Source organism: Mesorhizobium sp. WSM4311, assembly GCF_002295115.1.
GTDB lineage: Bacteria > Pseudomonadota > Alphaproteobacteria > Rhizobiales > Rhizobiaceae > Mesorhizobium.
The window spans coordinates 291,312-304,829 of record NZ_NSFV01000003.1; the positions used below are offsets into that span (position 1 = coordinate 291,312).

The window sequence follows — 13,518 nt, forward strand, 5'->3', positions numbered from 1 at the left end:
GGTAGAGCCTAAGTAATTGATCCGGCAAGGTCAAGGACCGAAACCGAGCCGTTCGGCACTTACCAGCGAACCAGAACGGCGCCCCAGGTGAAGCCGCCGCCCATCGCTTCCAGGAGGACGAGGTCGCCCTTCTTGATGCGGCCATCGGCAACGGCCACCGACAGCGCCAGCGGCACGGAAGCAGCCGAGGTGTTACCGTGCAGATCGACCGTAACCACCACCTTTTGCTCTGCTATCCCGAGCTTCTTGGCGGATGCGTCAATAATTCGTTTATTGGCCTGGTGCGGCACGAACCAGTCGAGATCGTCGGCCGATATGCCGGCGGCGGAGAAGGTTGCCTCGATGACGTCGGTGATCATGCCGACCGCATGCTTGAAGACTTCGCGACCTTCCATCCTGAGGTGACCGACCGTTCCCGTGGTCGACGGTCCGCCGTCGACGAAAAGCTTGTCCTTGTGCACGCCGTCGGAGCGCAGGCTGGCCGCCAGGACGCCGTGGTCGGCAATCGTGCCGGCCCCCTCGCCCGCCTCCAGGACAAGTGCCCCTGCGCCATCGCCGAACAGCACGCAGGTCGAGCGGTCGCTCCAGTCGAGGATGCGTGAGAACGTTTCCGAGCCGATCACCAGCACACGTTTGGCAAGCCCCCCACGGATGTAGAGGTCGGCTGTCGTGACCGCATAGACGAAGCCCGAACACACCGCCTGCATGTCGAAGGCGAAGCCGTGATGCATGCCGAGCCGGTTCTGGATCTCGACCGCTGTGGCCGGGAATGTGTTGTTGGGCGTCGACGTTGCCAGCACGATCAGGTCGATGTCATCAGGCGTCAGCCCGGCATTGGCAAGGGCGGCACGTGCCGCGGCTTCTCCCAGGGAAGCCGTCGTCTCGTCGTCGGCCGAGATATGACGCTGGCGGATGCCGGTACGCTGGGCGATCCACTCGTCCGAGGTTTCAACCATGCCCTCGAAATCGGCATTCTTCATGATGCGGCGGGGCAGCGCGGCGCCCATGCCGCGCACGACTGATCTGATCAAAGTTCTTTCCTATTCCTTCGCGTCGGTAACGACGTCGGATTTCCGGGATGACAGGGCACGCGGGTTGCGTGCATGAAACAGGTCCAGGTCGGCTTCGATGCGGTCGAGCAGATTGTTGCGCACCATGTCATAGCCGAGCTCGATCGCCGCGGCGAACCCGTCCGAATCGGCACCGCCATGGCTTTTGACGACAATGCCGCTCAGCCCCAGGAAGACGCCGCCATTGGAGCGGCCGACATCCATCTTTTCGCGCAGGCGATCGAAGGCGCCCTTGGCGAAGACATAGCCGATCTTGGCCATCAGGGTGCGGCTCATCGCGGCGCGCAGATACCCCGCGATCTGGCGAGCGGTGCCTTCCGCGGTCTTCAGCGCGATGTTGCCGGCGAAGCCCTCCGTGACGACCACGTCGACCGTACCCTTGCCGATATCGTCGCCTTCGACGAAGCCGTGATAGTTCATCGAGGCCATGTTGGCCTCGCGCAGCATGCGCCCTGCCTCCTTGACCTCTTCCTGGCCCTTGATCTCTTCGACGCCGACATTGAGCAGGCCGACGGTGGGCCGGGCAATGCCGAAAACGGCGCGCGCCATGCCGGTGCCGAGAATGGCAAAATCAATGAGCTGTTGCGCATCGGCGCCAATGGTGGCGCCGACGTCCAGAACCACGCTTTCGCCGCGCAATGTCGGCCACAATGCCGCGATCGCCGGGCGATCGATGGTGGCCATGGTGCGCAGGCAGAATTTCGACATCGCCATCAGTGCGCCGGTGTTGCCGGCGGAGATGCAAGCGTCAGCGGCACCTGACTTGACCGCTTCGACCGCCTTCCACATCGACGACTTCCAGCGGCCATGGCGCAACGCCTGGCTGGGCTTGTCGTCCATCCTGACCGCGATCTCGCAATGGAAGAATTCGCTCACCTCGGCCAATTTGGGGAACTTGGCCAGTTCGGGGCGCACAAGTTCCTCACGCCCGTAGATGACGAAGCGGATGTCGGGACGGCGAGTCGCGACCGTCATGAGCGCCGGAATGACCACGGCTGGTCCGTGATCGCCGCCCATGGCATCGATGGAAATCCTGATCACGCGGTATTCATCTCACGGTTAGGCGGCAGTCGCTTAGCGATCGCAAAGGTTCGGCGAAAATAGCGGTTTTGGCTTTTCGCACAACCGACTTTTCCATCGCGGGCGAGGTTTTCAGGATTTTCCCAGCAAGGATCGCAGTTTTTGCTGAAATTCATTCTCCGCCGCTTCGGTATCGCCGCCGGCATCCAGCGACGCGCCCGGCTTGCGCGGATAAGGGTCGATGGCCAGTCCGAAGAACTGTTCGGCTAGCGCCCCGACATCGATGGTGTCGCCGGAGAATGTTTCGGGGCTGTCGGGCCCGTCCGCATCGAGCAGGATCTCGCCACCGCCCTCGAACCCCTGCCGCCCAAGCTTGGAATCCTCGGGCAACAGCAGTGCCTCGACCGGCTCGTCGATATGCGCCTGGACGGGGTCGAGCGTGACGATGCAGGCCTGCGTGATATCGGCCTCGACACGGCCACTGACCTTGACGCCATTGCGCTTCCAGGAAACGACAAGGAGTTCGGCGCGATAGGCTTCGACCGACAGCAGCCCGTGCTCCTCGGCGAGCGCGGCGCGCTGGGCGGCGTCGGCCTCGATCACCACCGGCAGGCCCTTCTGCGGCAGCCGGGCGACATTGGCGAAAAAGGAAACCGGGCTTCGCGGATCAGCATGTTTCATCAAGCACCTCCCTTGGCGAGCGGAAACACCGCCGCGCCGGAAACGATCGATTCGGACGGCTGCGCGGCCAGCTGCCGGCAGGCGTCGGCGACATAGTCGGCCAATTGCGGCGCCTCCGGCCACGTGCCGGCATCGGGCCGGACATTGCGTGCAAGTGCCGCGGTCAGGCCGTCGCGATCGTTTCTTTCCAGCGCATCATCATAGGCGGCGGTGCGGCCATAGAACATCTTCGCCAGTTTCTTCATGCGCTTGGGCACGCCGACATCGCCAATGCCCAGTTCCCGCAGCGAATGATCGACGTCGAGAAAGAACTCGTCGATCAGCACCTGGGCGATCTCCTGCGCCACGCCGTCTTCGCCGCGCAAGCGATGCTGGAACAGGAACATATGCAGCGAAAGCATCTCGAAACGGCCGAGCGGCGTGTCCGGCACATTCCAGTGGGAATAAAATACGGTCTGCCGCGCCGCCGCCACGATTTGTGCGTAAAGCGCGTCCGTTATGGCGCGGTTGGCGTGGCGTTCGCGACCAAAAAGGCGCTGGAACATGGGGATGGTCTCCCGGGGACCGTTTGTTGAATTGGCCTTGTTGCATCGGCAGGCAAGCTGGTTTACCGGTTTTGCGGCCCAGCGCAAGTTGCGGCGATATAATGGAGAATTGTTGTTGCGCGCGCTGAATTTCAAGTCGACCTTCTCGTCCAGGCCTGCCGGCGCGATCTCGCTGCTGCTGGTCGTTTCGGCGCTTTCGGCGTGTCACACCAACAAGATGATCGGCGACCTCAATCCGAGCGAGACATTCACGCAAGGTTACGTCTACGACCAGCAGGCCGTCGATTCGGTGCCAGTCGGTTCCAGCCGTGAGCAGGTGCTTCTGGCGCTTGGCACGCCGTCGACCACGGCGACTTTCGACAACGAGGCATTTTATTACATTTCGCAGACGCGCAAGCGCTATGTCGCCTTCGATAAGCCCAGGCTCGTCGACCAGAAAGTTCTGGCGGTCTATTTCGGCGCCGATGGCCGCGTCACCCAGATCGCCAATTACGGCATGAAGGACGGCAAGATTTTCGACTTCATCTCGCGCACCACGCCGACTGGCGGCAAGGACCAGAACTTCCTCAGCCAGATCATCAACGGCGCCAGCAAGCTGGCGCCCGGCATCCCCGGCGGCGGTACTCCCTGATCATCAGACCCTGCTTCCCCGTGGGAAGCAGCACCATCTCAGGCGACCAAAAACCCGTGGGAGCGATCCCACGGGTTTTTGTTTGGCCAAGGCGAGCCACGCTGGCGAGGACGGGGCGAGCCGGCGTCAAATCGAGCGGATCTTCGGGTTTGAAGTGGCGGTAGAACCTGACGGAGCCAAACAAAAACCCGCAGGGATCGCTCCCCGCGGGTTTCTATCTGACGGCCAGGGTCAGCCGTGCGCGAGCACGGCCAGAAGCAGGAGCGCCACGATGTTGGTGATCTTGATCGCCGGATTGACCGCGGGGCCGGCAGTGTCCTTGTAGGGATCACCGACCGTATCGCCGGTCACCGAAGCCTTGTGCGCCTCGGTACCCTTGAGATGCTTGACGCCGTCCTTGTCGACAAAGCCGTCCTCGAACGACTTTTTCGCGTTGTCCCACGCGCCACCGCCCGAAGTCATCGAGATGGCGACGAACAGGCCGTTGACGATGACGCCGAGCAGCGAGGCGCCGAGGGCGGCGAAGGCCGAGGCCTTCGAACCCGAGATCAAGAGCACGCCGAAATAGACGACGAGCGGCGCCAGCACCGGCAGCAGCGACGGGATGATCATTTCCCGGATCGCCGCCTTGGTCAGAAGGTCGACGGCACGCGCGTAGTTCGGCTTGGAGGTGCCGGCCATGATGCCGGGATCCTCGCGGAACTGCTTGCGTACCTCCTCGACGATGGCACCCGCAGCGCGGCCGACGGCCGTCATGGCGATGCCGCCGAACAGATAGGGGATCAGGCCGCCGAAGATCAGGCCGGCGACGACGTAGGGGTTGGAGAGATCGAAGGAAATCTCGCCCATGCCCTGGAAGTAGGGATATTTGTCGCCGTTGGCGGCAAAGAACTTCAGGTCGTTCGAGTAGGCGGCGAACAGCACCAATGCACCGAGACCTGCCGAGCCGATGGCATAGCCCTTGGTCACGGCCTTCGTGGTGTTGCCGACAGCGTCGAGCGCATCGGTGGAGTGGCGCACTTCCTTGGGCAGACCGGCCATTTCGGCAATGCCGCCGGCATTGTCGGTGACCGGGCCGAAGGCGTCGAGCGCAACGATCATGCCGGCAAGGCCGAGCATGGTGGTGACGGCGATCGCCGTGCCGTAGAGGCCGGCGAGCTGGTAGGTCGAGATGATGCCGCCGACGATGACGATGGCCGGTAACGCCGTCGATTCCAGCGAGACCGCGAGGCCCTGGATGACGTTGGTGCCGTGGCCGGTGACCGACGCCTGGGCGATCGAGTTCACCGGGCGCTTGTTGGTGCCGGTGTAGTATTCGGTGATCACCACGATCAAACCCGTCACCGCAAGGCCGATCAGGCCGCAGATGAAGAGGTTCTTGCCGGTGATGACCATGCCGGCGACCGTGCCGATCTCGCCCCAGCCAAGGCATACCGAGGTGGCGACGCCGAGGCCGGCGATCGACAACAGACCGGTGACGATCAGGCCCTTGTAGAGCGCACCCATGATCGAACCATTGGCCCCGAGCTTGACGAAGAAGGTGCCGACGATCGAGGTCAGGATGCAGGCGCCGCATATGGCGAGCGGATAGAGCATCGCGGCGCCGAGAACGGCGGTGCCGCCGAAGAAGATGGCACCGAGAACCATGGTGGCGACGACCGTCACCGCATAGGTCTCGAACAGGTCGGCGGCCATGCCGGCACAGTCGCCGACATTGTCGCCGACATTGTCGGCGATGGTGGCCGGGTTGCGCGGATCGTCCTCGGGAATGCCGGCTTCGACCTTGCCGACCAGATCGCCGCCGACATCGGCGCCCTTGGTGAAGATACCGCCGCCGAGACGGGCGAAGATGGAGATCAGCGAGGCACCGAAGCCGAGCGAGACCAGTGAGTCGATAACGATGCGGTCATTGGGCTGCAGGCCCATGGGACCGGTCAGGATGAGGTAGTAGATCGAGACGCCGAGCAGCGCCAGGCCCGCCACCAGCATGCCGGTGATGGCGCCCGACTTGAAGGCGATGTCGAGACCGGCGGCCAGACTGTTGGAGGCCGCCTGTGCAGTGCGCACGTTGGCACGCACGGAAACATGCATGCCGATGAAGCCGGCAGCGCCCGACAGGACGGCGCCGATCAGGAAGCCGATCGCGGCGGTGATCGAAAGCAGCCACCAGGCGAGCAAGAGCACGACCACGCCGACGGTGGCGATGGTGGTGTACTGGCGCGCCAGATAGGCTTGCGCGCCTTCGCGGATGGCGGCGGAGATTTCCTGCATGCGTGCGTTGCCCTGGTCGGACGCAAGGACCGAACGTGTCGCCCAGATAGCGTACAGGACAGAAAGCAAGCCGCAGGCGATGACGGCGGAAATAATGGTCATTGCCGATTTTTCCTCGATTGTTGGCCCAAATGAACCCCTCCCTGGGCCGATGAGATAAAGATGGAATCCCGCGTACGGAATCCGCCTCTTCGCATCGGTGTATGCGAAACAGTGCCGCGAACGTCAAGATATTGTTCAGTTTTTGCCCGGCTTTCGCCCAAAAGACAAAAGTCGCGACGACCCTGCCTGGCGTGGCCCTCATTTAGATCGATTGAAATGACGCAAGGGGATCGTGCCGACAAAGCCATCAGCTTCCAAAGGACTACTCCGCCTCGCGCCCCATGCGCCGCGCCGCATAGCGCTCGATCGCCGACAATCCGTCGTAGATCAGCACGGCAAGCGCCGCCACGATCAGGCCGCCCTGCAGGATGAAAGCAAGGTTGTTGGACAGAAGGCCAGCAATGATCACCTCGCCCAGCGTCTTGGCGGCAACCGTCGAGCCTATGGTGGCGGTGGCCAGGCTGATCACCACCGAGAGCCTGATGCCGCCCAGGATGATCGGCGCGCTGAGCGGCAGCTCGACCTTGGTGAGCCTTTGCCAGCCGGTCATGCCCGCGCCGCGCGCCGCCTCGACGACATTGGCCGGCAGCGTCGTCAGCCCGGTCAGAGCATTCTCGAAGATCGGCAGCAGGCCATAGAGAAACAGAGCGATCAGCGTCGGCTTCTCGCCGAAGCCGACAGCCGGCACGGCGAGCGCCAGCACCGCCACCGGCGGGAAAGTCTGGCCGATATTGACCAGGCTGCGCGACAGCGGCAGGAATTCGGCGCCAGCCGGCCTGGTGACGAGGATGGCCAGTGCCACCGCAACGATGGTCGCCGCGACGGTGGCGATCAGCACGATGCGCAGATGCAGCAGCGTCAGCGTCAGCAGGCTGCCCTGATTGTAGATCACCGGCGCGTTGTTCTCGGTCAGCGGCTTGAGCAGCGGCTCAAACCAGTCCGGACTGGTGACGAACGCCACAAGCAACACCACCAGCGCAAGCCTGAACAGCAAAGACAGCCAGGCTTTCATGCCGGCCTCGCCGCCCGCTTGACCAGCCCATCCACCGTAACGCGGCCGAGCGGCTTGCCGTCGGCGCCTTTGACCGGCAGAGCTGGCCGGCCTGTCCACAGGAGTTCAGCCAACGCATCGCGCTGGCTGGCATCGCCGGGGATGGCTTCGCCCTCGGCGGCGCCGATCTCCACCGCGTCACGCACCCGTCCCAGCGACAGCAGCCTGAACGGCCTTTCGCTGGCGCCGACCAGGGTCTCGACGAAGCTGCTGGCCGGGTTTGCCAGGATCTCAGCGGGTTTGGCGTATTGCACGAGCTTGCCGGCATCCATGACGGCGATCTTGTCGCCCATGTGCACGGCCTCTTCCATGTCGTGGGTGACGAGGATGATGGTGGTGCCGAAGCGCTTCTGGATCGCCAGCAGATCTTCCTGCGCCTTGGTGCGGATGATCGGATCGAGCGCGCCGAACGGCTCGTCCATCAACAGCACGTTGGGTTCGGCGGCGAGCGCGCGGGCCACTCCGACCCGCTGCTGCTGGCCACCGGACAGTTCGTGCGGATAGCGCGGTCCGAATTCCTGGGGGTCGAGCTGGTAGAGTGTCATCAGCTCATCGACGCGCGCCTTGATGCGATCCTTGTCCCAGCCAAGCAGCACCGGCACAGTGGCGATGTTCTGCGCCACGGTGCGATGTGGAAACAGGCCGTGGCCCTGGATGGCATAGCCGATGCTTCGGCGCAGTTCGTAGCCCGGCACCGAACGATTGTCGGCGCCGTCTAGCTTGATGATGCCAGCGGTCGGTTCGACCAGCCGGTTGATCATGCGCAGCAGCGTCGTCTTGCCCGAGCCCGAGGTGCCGACAATGACGGCGATGGTACGTGGTTCGATGACCATCGAGACGTCGTCGACGACGGTGGTCGTGTCATAGCGCTTGGTGATGCCTTCGATCTCGATCATGCCGTGTCAACCCTGCGCTTGGTGGCGGTCATTTCGATCATTGCGTCGAGGATGATGGCGGCAGCGAAGGCGAGCGCCACGGTCGGCACCGCGCCGAGCAGCACCAGGTCCATCGCGGTCTGGCCAACGCCCTGGAAGACGAAGACGCCAAAGCCGCCGCCACCGATCAGCGCTGCGATGGTGGCAAGGCCGATGTTTTGCACCAGCACGATACGGATGCCGGTGAGGATCACCGGAAAGGCCAGTGGGAATTCGACGCCGAACAGGCGCTGGCGGTCGGTCATGCCCATGCCGCGCGCCGCGTCGTTGGCGGCGCGCGGCACGCCGGCGAGGCCGACCACGGTGTTGGCCACAACCGGCAGCAGCGAATAGAGGAACAGGGCGACGAAGGCCGGCGCCGTGCCGATGCCTCTGATGCCGAGCGCGGCCGCTCCCGGCACATGCGTGGCGATCCAGCCGAGCGGCGCGATCAGCAGGCCAAACAGCGCGATCGAAGGAATGGTCTGGATGATGTTGAGCACGTTGAGCACACCGGCCCGCAGCCTTTCGACACGATGACAGAGTATGCCGAGCGGCAGGCCGACGACGACCGCCGCAAGCAGCGAGCCAAGCGCCAGCGTCACATGCTTGGAACCTTCGACCCAGAAACTGTCGGCGCGGTTGGCGTATTCCTTGAGGATGGAAAGGTCGTTCCAGGCCCCCGACACCAAGAGCAGCCCAATGGCCCCGGCGGCGGCAACCAGCACACCGACACGGGCCCATGGCGACAGGTTCAGCCTCGTCAGCACGTCCGCCAGCAAAAGCGTGAAGGCAAAGATGAGTACCCAGAAACCGGAGGCCGGCGATACCCTGGCAAGGGTATTGCCGGCCGGCGTCAAGAATGTGCCAGCGACGCCGACGAGCAGCGCGAGCGCGGCAAGCGCCACGACACTGGACGCAAGGCGCAGCATAAGCGGTGTCCTGAAGAGCGCTGTGAGCGCCGCGACGATCACGATAGCCATCAGCAATGGCCCGGCGGTTGCCGGCAGCGCCTCGAGAATCGAGCGCGCCTGGCCCGGAACGATCCGATTGGCGCGGAACGTGGCGAAGGGAGCGAGGAACGCCGCATAGGCCGCGATCGCGGCAATCACCACGCCGAGCTTATCGAAACGGATGTTCACGCCCTCCCCCGTCGGTCGTTCCGGCGCGCCACGCGAGCGGCGCGCCGGAATCGTCCTACTTCAGAAAGCCGTTCTTCTTCAGGAAGTCCTCGGCGACGCCCTTGACCGGCTCGCCGCCAACCTGCACACGGCCGTTCAGTTCCTGCAGCGTGACCAGGTCGAGCTTGGCGAAGACCGGCTTCAGCAGCGTCTCGATTTCGGGATGTTGCTTGAGCACGGATTCGCGGATGATGGGCGCCGGCTGGTAGACCGGCTGCACGGCCTTGTCGTCCTCGAGCACGACAAGGCCCGACGGCGCGATGCCGCCATCGGTGCCGTAGACCATGGCGGCGTTGGCGCCACTGGTCTGGTTGGCGGCCGCGGCGATGGTCGCCGCGGTGTCACCGCCCGAAAGCGTGATCAGTTGGTCCGGCTTCAGCGTGAAGCCGTAGGTGGTCTGGAAGGCCGGAAGGGCGGCCGCCGAATTGACGAACTCGGCGGAAGCCGCGAGCACCACCTTGCCGCCGCCGGCGACGTATTTGCCGAAGTCCGACAGCGTCACGAGCTTGTTCTGGTCCGTCACTTCCTTGCGCAGGGCGATCGCCCAGGTGTTGTTGGCCGGCGCTGGCGACAGCCAGACGATCTTGTTGGCGTCGTAGTCGAGCTTCTTGGCCGTCTCATAGGCCTTGGCGGCGTCCTTCCAGACCGGGTCGTCGGCCTTCTCGAAGAAGAAGGCGGCGTTGCCGGTGTATTCGGGATAGATGTCGATCTCGCCGGCGGTGATCGCCTTGCGCACCACCGGCGTGCCGCCGAGCTGGATGCGGTCCGATGTCTTGATGTTGTTGGCATTGAGAACGAGCTGGATGATGTTACCGAGCACGCCACCCTCGGTGTCAATCTTCGAGGAGACCACCACCTGAGCACTGGCGGAAGCTGCCGTGATGGCCAGCGCCAATGCCGCGCCGGCGAAAACCTTGACTGAAAACATCGTGAAAACCCTTTGCTGTGAACCGGAATGCGGCGGCCGCATATGAGCATGGCTTCAACGGCCAGTCGGGGCACACGGTTTCATAACAATAGGCACAGGCGCAATAATTTTGTTTCAGATCGGCAAATTCAACCGAAGCAATCCTGACAGCATCATGCCAGTTCGACAGCAGTTTTGGGATCAGGTGCGCGCGTTGCGCGGAGCCGTCAACTTGAGTGCGCCGAGGGCCACGAAGCACAGAACGGTGACCGGAAAGATCATCCAGTTCAGCATCTCCCAGCCCCAGGCATTGTAGACCATGCCCGACAGCAGCGACGCGCAGGCGACGGAGCCGAACAGGACGAAGTCGTGGAACCCCTGCACCTTGCCCTTTCCCGACGGCCGGTAGCTGGCCGCGACCATGGCGGTGGCGCCGATGAAGCCGAAATTCCAACCAAGGCCGAGCAGGATCAGCGAGGTCCAGAATTGCCACAGCGCCAGGCCCGACAAGGCCACGGCAGCACAGCCGATGAGCATGATCAGGCCGATGGCGACAATGCGCTCGGCGCCGAAGCGATGGATCAGCGAGCCGGTGAAGAAGCTCGGCGCGAACATCGCCATGACGTGCCATGAAATGCCCAGCGTCGCATCGTCCTCCGACAGGCCGCAACCGACCATGGCCAGCGGCGCGCCGGTCATGACGAAGCTCATCAGCGCGTAACTGCCGACGGCGCAGAACAGCGCGGCGACGAAGCGCGGCCTGGTGACGATTTCGGACAGGGGCCTGGCATCGCCGCCGGAAACGTCAACCTTGCTCGCCGCCTTCGCCGGCAGGCGCAGAAACGACAGGATCATCGCGCCGACGGCTGCCAGCGGCAGGATGGAGGCGAACGATCCGGCAAACATCACCGGTGCGAACAGTTCCCGGGTGAAGATGACGATCTGCGGCCCGAGGATGGCGGTGACAATGCCGCCGGCCAGCACGAAGGAGATGGCGCGCGCCTTGAACTGCGGAGGCGCATTGTCGGCGGCTGCGAAGCGGAATTGCTGGACGAAGGCGCCACCGATGCCGATCACCAGCAGCGCGAACGCGAACAACCAGAAACTGCCGTGGAAAAGCGCCAGTGTGGCAATCAGGCCGCCAAGCGCGGTGACGACGGTTCCGGTCATGAAGCCGCCGCGCTGGCCCAGCTGGCGGATAATGGCCGCGGCGGGCAAGGCGCCGAGCGCGACGCCGATGTTGAAGCCGGTGATCGGCGCCGTGGCCAGCGATTTGTCGGCACCGAGCAGGTATTGGCCGGCCAGCGCGCCCATCGAAATGGCGATGGGTGCCGCCGAGCCGATAATCGCCTGCGAGGCGGCGAGGATTAACGCGGTGCGCCGCGCCTCCCTGCCCGTCTCGATGGCGATGGCCGTCACGATGCGTCCTTGCCCCGCCCCTCGCCGCGCACCCGGCGTGACACGCGGTCGAGCACGGCATTGACGAGTTTCGGCTCGTCTTCCTCGTAGAAGGCCTTGGCAATGTCGACATATTCCGAAACGATGACCGCCACCGGCACGTCCTCGCGCTTCATCAATTCATAGACGCCGGCGCGCATAATGGCGCGCAGCGTCGAATCGAGCCTCGACAGCGGCCAATCATCGGTCAATGCTTGGCGGATGACTGGATCGATGGTCTTCTGGTTCTCGACGACGCCGGTCAGGATGGCGCGGAACCATTGCGCATCCGCCTCGCGATAGAGCGCGCCGTCGACTTCCTTGCCAAGCCGGAACGCCTCATATTCGGCGGTGATCTCGAAGACACCGCTGCCGGCGACATCCATCTGATAGAGCGCCTGCACAGCGGCCAGACGGGCCGCGCCACGCTTGTTGGCATGGCGCACAGCGGGCTGTCCGGGCGAAGCGGGCTCGCTCACGATCGCGCTCCCAATTGTTCCTTGAGCGCGATCATGGTCAGCGCCGCTCGCGCGGCAAAGCCACCCTTGTCGCCTTCCGAGCGCTTGGCCCGCGTCCATGCCTGGGCGTCGTTCTCGGTGGTCAGGATGCCGTTGCCGACACAGACCGAGTCCTGCACGGACAGGTCCATCAGCGCGCGGCTGGATTCATTGGCGACGATATCGAAGTGATAGGTGTCGCCACGGACGATCGTGCCGAGGGCGACAAACCCATCGTAATTGGTGCCGCCTTCCGCCGCGCCGTCCAGCGCGAAGGTGATCACTGCGGGAATTTCGAGCGAACCTGGAACGGTGACGACGTCGTAAGTCGCGCCCGCTTCATCGAGCGCGCTCGTCGCGCCGTCGAGCAGCGCGTCGGCAAGGTCGTCGTGAAAGCGCGCTTCGACAATCAGCAGATGCGCCTTCGCCTTCGGACGAATGAAGGCTTTGCCGTGTTGGGATGTACCAGCCATAAAAGTCTCCGGGGGGTTGCCGGTGACTTAGGCCGAAGCCGGATTGATCGCAAGCGGAAGATTGCTGGAGTGTGTCAGACGCATTGGACCGGCCGGTCCGGCAGACTTTCTAGAGCCCCTCTTTCGCCGCCTCCGCCAGTCGTGCCGCATAGCGGGCCATGGTGTCGATCTCGAGATTGACGCGGTCGCCGACCTTGCGCTCGCCCCACGTGGTCACGGTCAGCGAGTGGTGGATCAACAGCACGTCGAAGCGGGTGCCCTCGACCTTGTTGACGGTGAGCGAGGTGCCGTCGAGCGCGACGGAGCCCTTTGGCGCGATGAATTTGGCCAGATGGCGCGGTGCCTCAAGCGTGAAGCGCACCGCGTCGCCCTCGTCCTTGCGCTCGACGATCTCGGCGGCGCCGTCGACATGGCCCGATACGATGTGGCCGCCGAGTTCGTCGCCTATCTTCAGCGCCCGTTCGAGATTGACCTTGGTGCCGGATTTCCAGCTCGACGCCGTGGTCAGCCGCAAGGCCTCTTCCCAGGCCTCGACCTCGAACCAGCGCGCGTTCGAGCCATGTTCGGGCAGCGCCGTGACCGTCAGGCAGACGCCGCCACAAGAAATCGAGGCGCCAATGGCGATGGTTTCGGGGTCATAGGCGGTATCGATGCGCAAGCCGACGCCTTCGCTGAGCGGCTTGATGGCCGCGACGGTGCCGATATCGGTGACAATTCCGGTAAACATCGATGCTGATC

The 13,518-nt window shown here is 64.0% G+C and carries 14 protein-coding genes; 1 reads left to right on the forward strand and 13 read right to left on the reverse strand.

The window, feature by feature from the left end; genetic code table 11:
• Positions 1 to 59 precede the first annotated feature (59 nt).
• The 4 genes from CK226_RS08715 to CK226_RS08730 form a co-directional block, all read right to left on the reverse strand.
• Positions 60 to 1,031, reverse strand: a complete 972-nt coding sequence (locus CK226_RS08715) for a beta-ketoacyl-ACP synthase III (protein WP_095791598.1) — start codon at positions 1,029 to 1,031, stop codon at positions 60 to 62.
• Between the two features lie 9 nt (positions 1,032 to 1,040).
• A complete protein-coding gene (gene plsX / locus CK226_RS08720; RefSeq protein WP_019857626.1) occupies positions 1,041 to 2,111 on the reverse strand; it encodes a phosphate acyltransferase PlsX in 1,071 nt (356 codons plus the stop codon).
• A gap of 111 nt (positions 2,112 to 2,222) precedes the next feature.
• Entirely contained in the window at positions 2,223 to 2,771 is a 549-nt protein-coding gene (locus CK226_RS08725; protein ID WP_095770429.1) for a DUF177 domain-containing protein, read from the reverse strand.
• Positions 2,771 to 3,316, reverse strand: a complete 546-nt coding sequence (locus CK226_RS08730; protein WP_095791599.1) for a ubiquinol-cytochrome C chaperone family protein — start codon at positions 3,314 to 3,316, stop codon at positions 2,771 to 2,773. The genes CK226_RS08725 and CK226_RS08730 overlap by 1 nt, the downstream gene beginning before the upstream one ends.
• Positions 3,317 to 3,431: 115 nt before the next feature.
• On the opposite strand from CK226_RS08730, the gene CK226_RS08735 reads away from it, so the two are divergent.
• Complete coding sequence (locus CK226_RS08735) at positions 3,432 to 3,947, forward strand: outer membrane protein assembly factor BamE (protein ID WP_027046739.1); 516 nt, start codon at positions 3,432 to 3,434, stop codon at positions 3,945 to 3,947.
• A 231-nt stretch (positions 3,948 to 4,178) separates the two neighbouring features.
• On the opposite strand, the gene CK226_RS08740 is transcribed toward CK226_RS08735, so the two are convergent.
• From CK226_RS08740 to CK226_RS08780, 9 genes are all read right to left on the reverse strand, one after another.
• Positions 4,179 to 6,320 carry a sodium-translocating pyrophosphatase gene (locus tag CK226_RS08740; RefSeq protein WP_095770431.1) on the reverse strand — a complete coding sequence of 714 codons (2,142 nt, stop codon included), beginning with the start codon at positions 6,318 to 6,320 and terminating at the stop codon, positions 4,179 to 4,181.
• 262 nt (positions 6,321 to 6,582) lie between these two features.
• A complete protein-coding gene (locus tag CK226_RS08745) occupies positions 6,583 to 7,332 on the reverse strand; it encodes an ABC transporter permease (RefSeq protein ID WP_095791600.1) in 750 nt (249 codons plus the stop codon).
• Positions 7,329 to 8,267: an ABC transporter ATP-binding protein gene (locus CK226_RS08750; RefSeq protein WP_095788441.1), complete on the reverse strand. Its 939-nt coding sequence runs from the start codon at positions 8,265 to 8,267 to the stop codon at positions 7,329 to 7,331. The genes CK226_RS08745 and CK226_RS08750 overlap by 4 nt, the downstream gene beginning before the upstream one ends.
• Positions 8,264 to 9,427 (reverse strand): ABC transporter permease, encoded by a 1,164-nt coding sequence (locus tag CK226_RS08755; protein ID WP_095788440.1) that lies wholly within the window; start codon positions 9,425 to 9,427, stop codon positions 8,264 to 8,266. The genes CK226_RS08750 and CK226_RS08755 overlap by 4 nt, the downstream gene beginning before the upstream one ends.
• Before the next feature lie 55 nt (positions 9,428 to 9,482).
• The gene (locus CK226_RS08760; protein WP_095770435.1) at positions 9,483 to 10,394 is read right to left on the reverse strand and encodes an ABC transporter substrate-binding protein; all 912 of its coding nucleotides are present in this window, start codon (positions 10,392 to 10,394) and stop codon (positions 9,483 to 9,485) included.
• A gap of 180 nt (positions 10,395 to 10,574) precedes the next feature.
• Positions 10,575 to 11,792: an MFS transporter gene (locus CK226_RS08765; protein ID WP_095791601.1), complete on the reverse strand. Its 1,218-nt coding sequence runs from the start codon at positions 11,790 to 11,792 to the stop codon at positions 10,575 to 10,577.
• Positions 11,789 to 12,289 (reverse strand): transcription antitermination factor NusB, encoded by a 501-nt coding sequence (nusB, locus tag CK226_RS08770; protein ID WP_019857616.1) that lies wholly within the window; start codon positions 12,287 to 12,289, stop codon positions 11,789 to 11,791. Before nusB ends, CK226_RS08765 begins: the two co-directional genes overlap by 4 nt.
• Positions 12,286 to 12,780 (reverse strand): 6,7-dimethyl-8-ribityllumazine synthase, encoded by a 495-nt coding sequence (gene ribH, locus CK226_RS08775; RefSeq protein ID WP_095770437.1) that lies wholly within the window; start codon positions 12,778 to 12,780, stop codon positions 12,286 to 12,288. Before ribH ends, nusB begins: the two co-directional genes overlap by 4 nt.
• Before the next feature lie 109 nt (positions 12,781 to 12,889).
• Positions 12,890 to 13,507 carry a riboflavin synthase gene (locus CK226_RS08780; RefSeq protein WP_095770438.1) on the reverse strand — a complete coding sequence of 206 codons (618 nt, stop codon included), beginning with the start codon at positions 13,505 to 13,507 and terminating at the stop codon, positions 12,890 to 12,892.
• Between the last annotated feature and the right edge of the window lie 11 nt (positions 13,508 to 13,518).

Excerpts from the sequence above, each read along its gene's own strand:
- CK226_RS08725 (WP_095770429.1), bottom strand. The coding sequence starts at position 2,771 with ATGAAACATGCTGATCCGCGAAGCCCGGTTTCCTTTTTCGCCAATGTC.
- CK226_RS08730 (WP_095791599.1), bottom strand. The coding sequence starts at position 3,316 with ATGTTCCAGCGCCTTTTTGGTCGCGAACGCCACGCCAACCGCGCCATA.
- CK226_RS08740 (WP_095770431.1), bottom strand. The coding sequence starts at position 6,320 with ATGACCATTATTTCCGCCGTCATCGCCTGCGGCTTGCTTTCTGTCCTG.
- CK226_RS08745 (WP_095791600.1), bottom strand. The coding sequence starts at position 7,332 with ATGAAAGCCTGGCTGTCTTTGCTGTTCAGGCTTGCGCTGGTGGTGTTG.
- CK226_RS08750 (WP_095788441.1), bottom strand. The coding sequence starts at position 8,267 with ATGATCGAGATCGAAGGCATCACCAAGCGCTATGACACGACCACCGTC.
- CK226_RS08760 (WP_095770435.1), bottom strand. The coding sequence starts at position 10,394 with ATGTTTTCAGTCAAGGTTTTCGCCGGCGCGGCATTGGCGCTGGCCATC.
- ribH (WP_095770437.1), bottom strand. The coding sequence starts at position 12,780 with ATGGCTGGTACATCCCAACACGGCAAAGCCTTCATTCGTCCGAAGGCG.
- CK226_RS08780 (WP_095770438.1), bottom strand. The coding sequence starts at position 13,507 with ATGTTTACCGGAATTGTCACCGATATCGGCACCGTCGCGGCCATCAAG.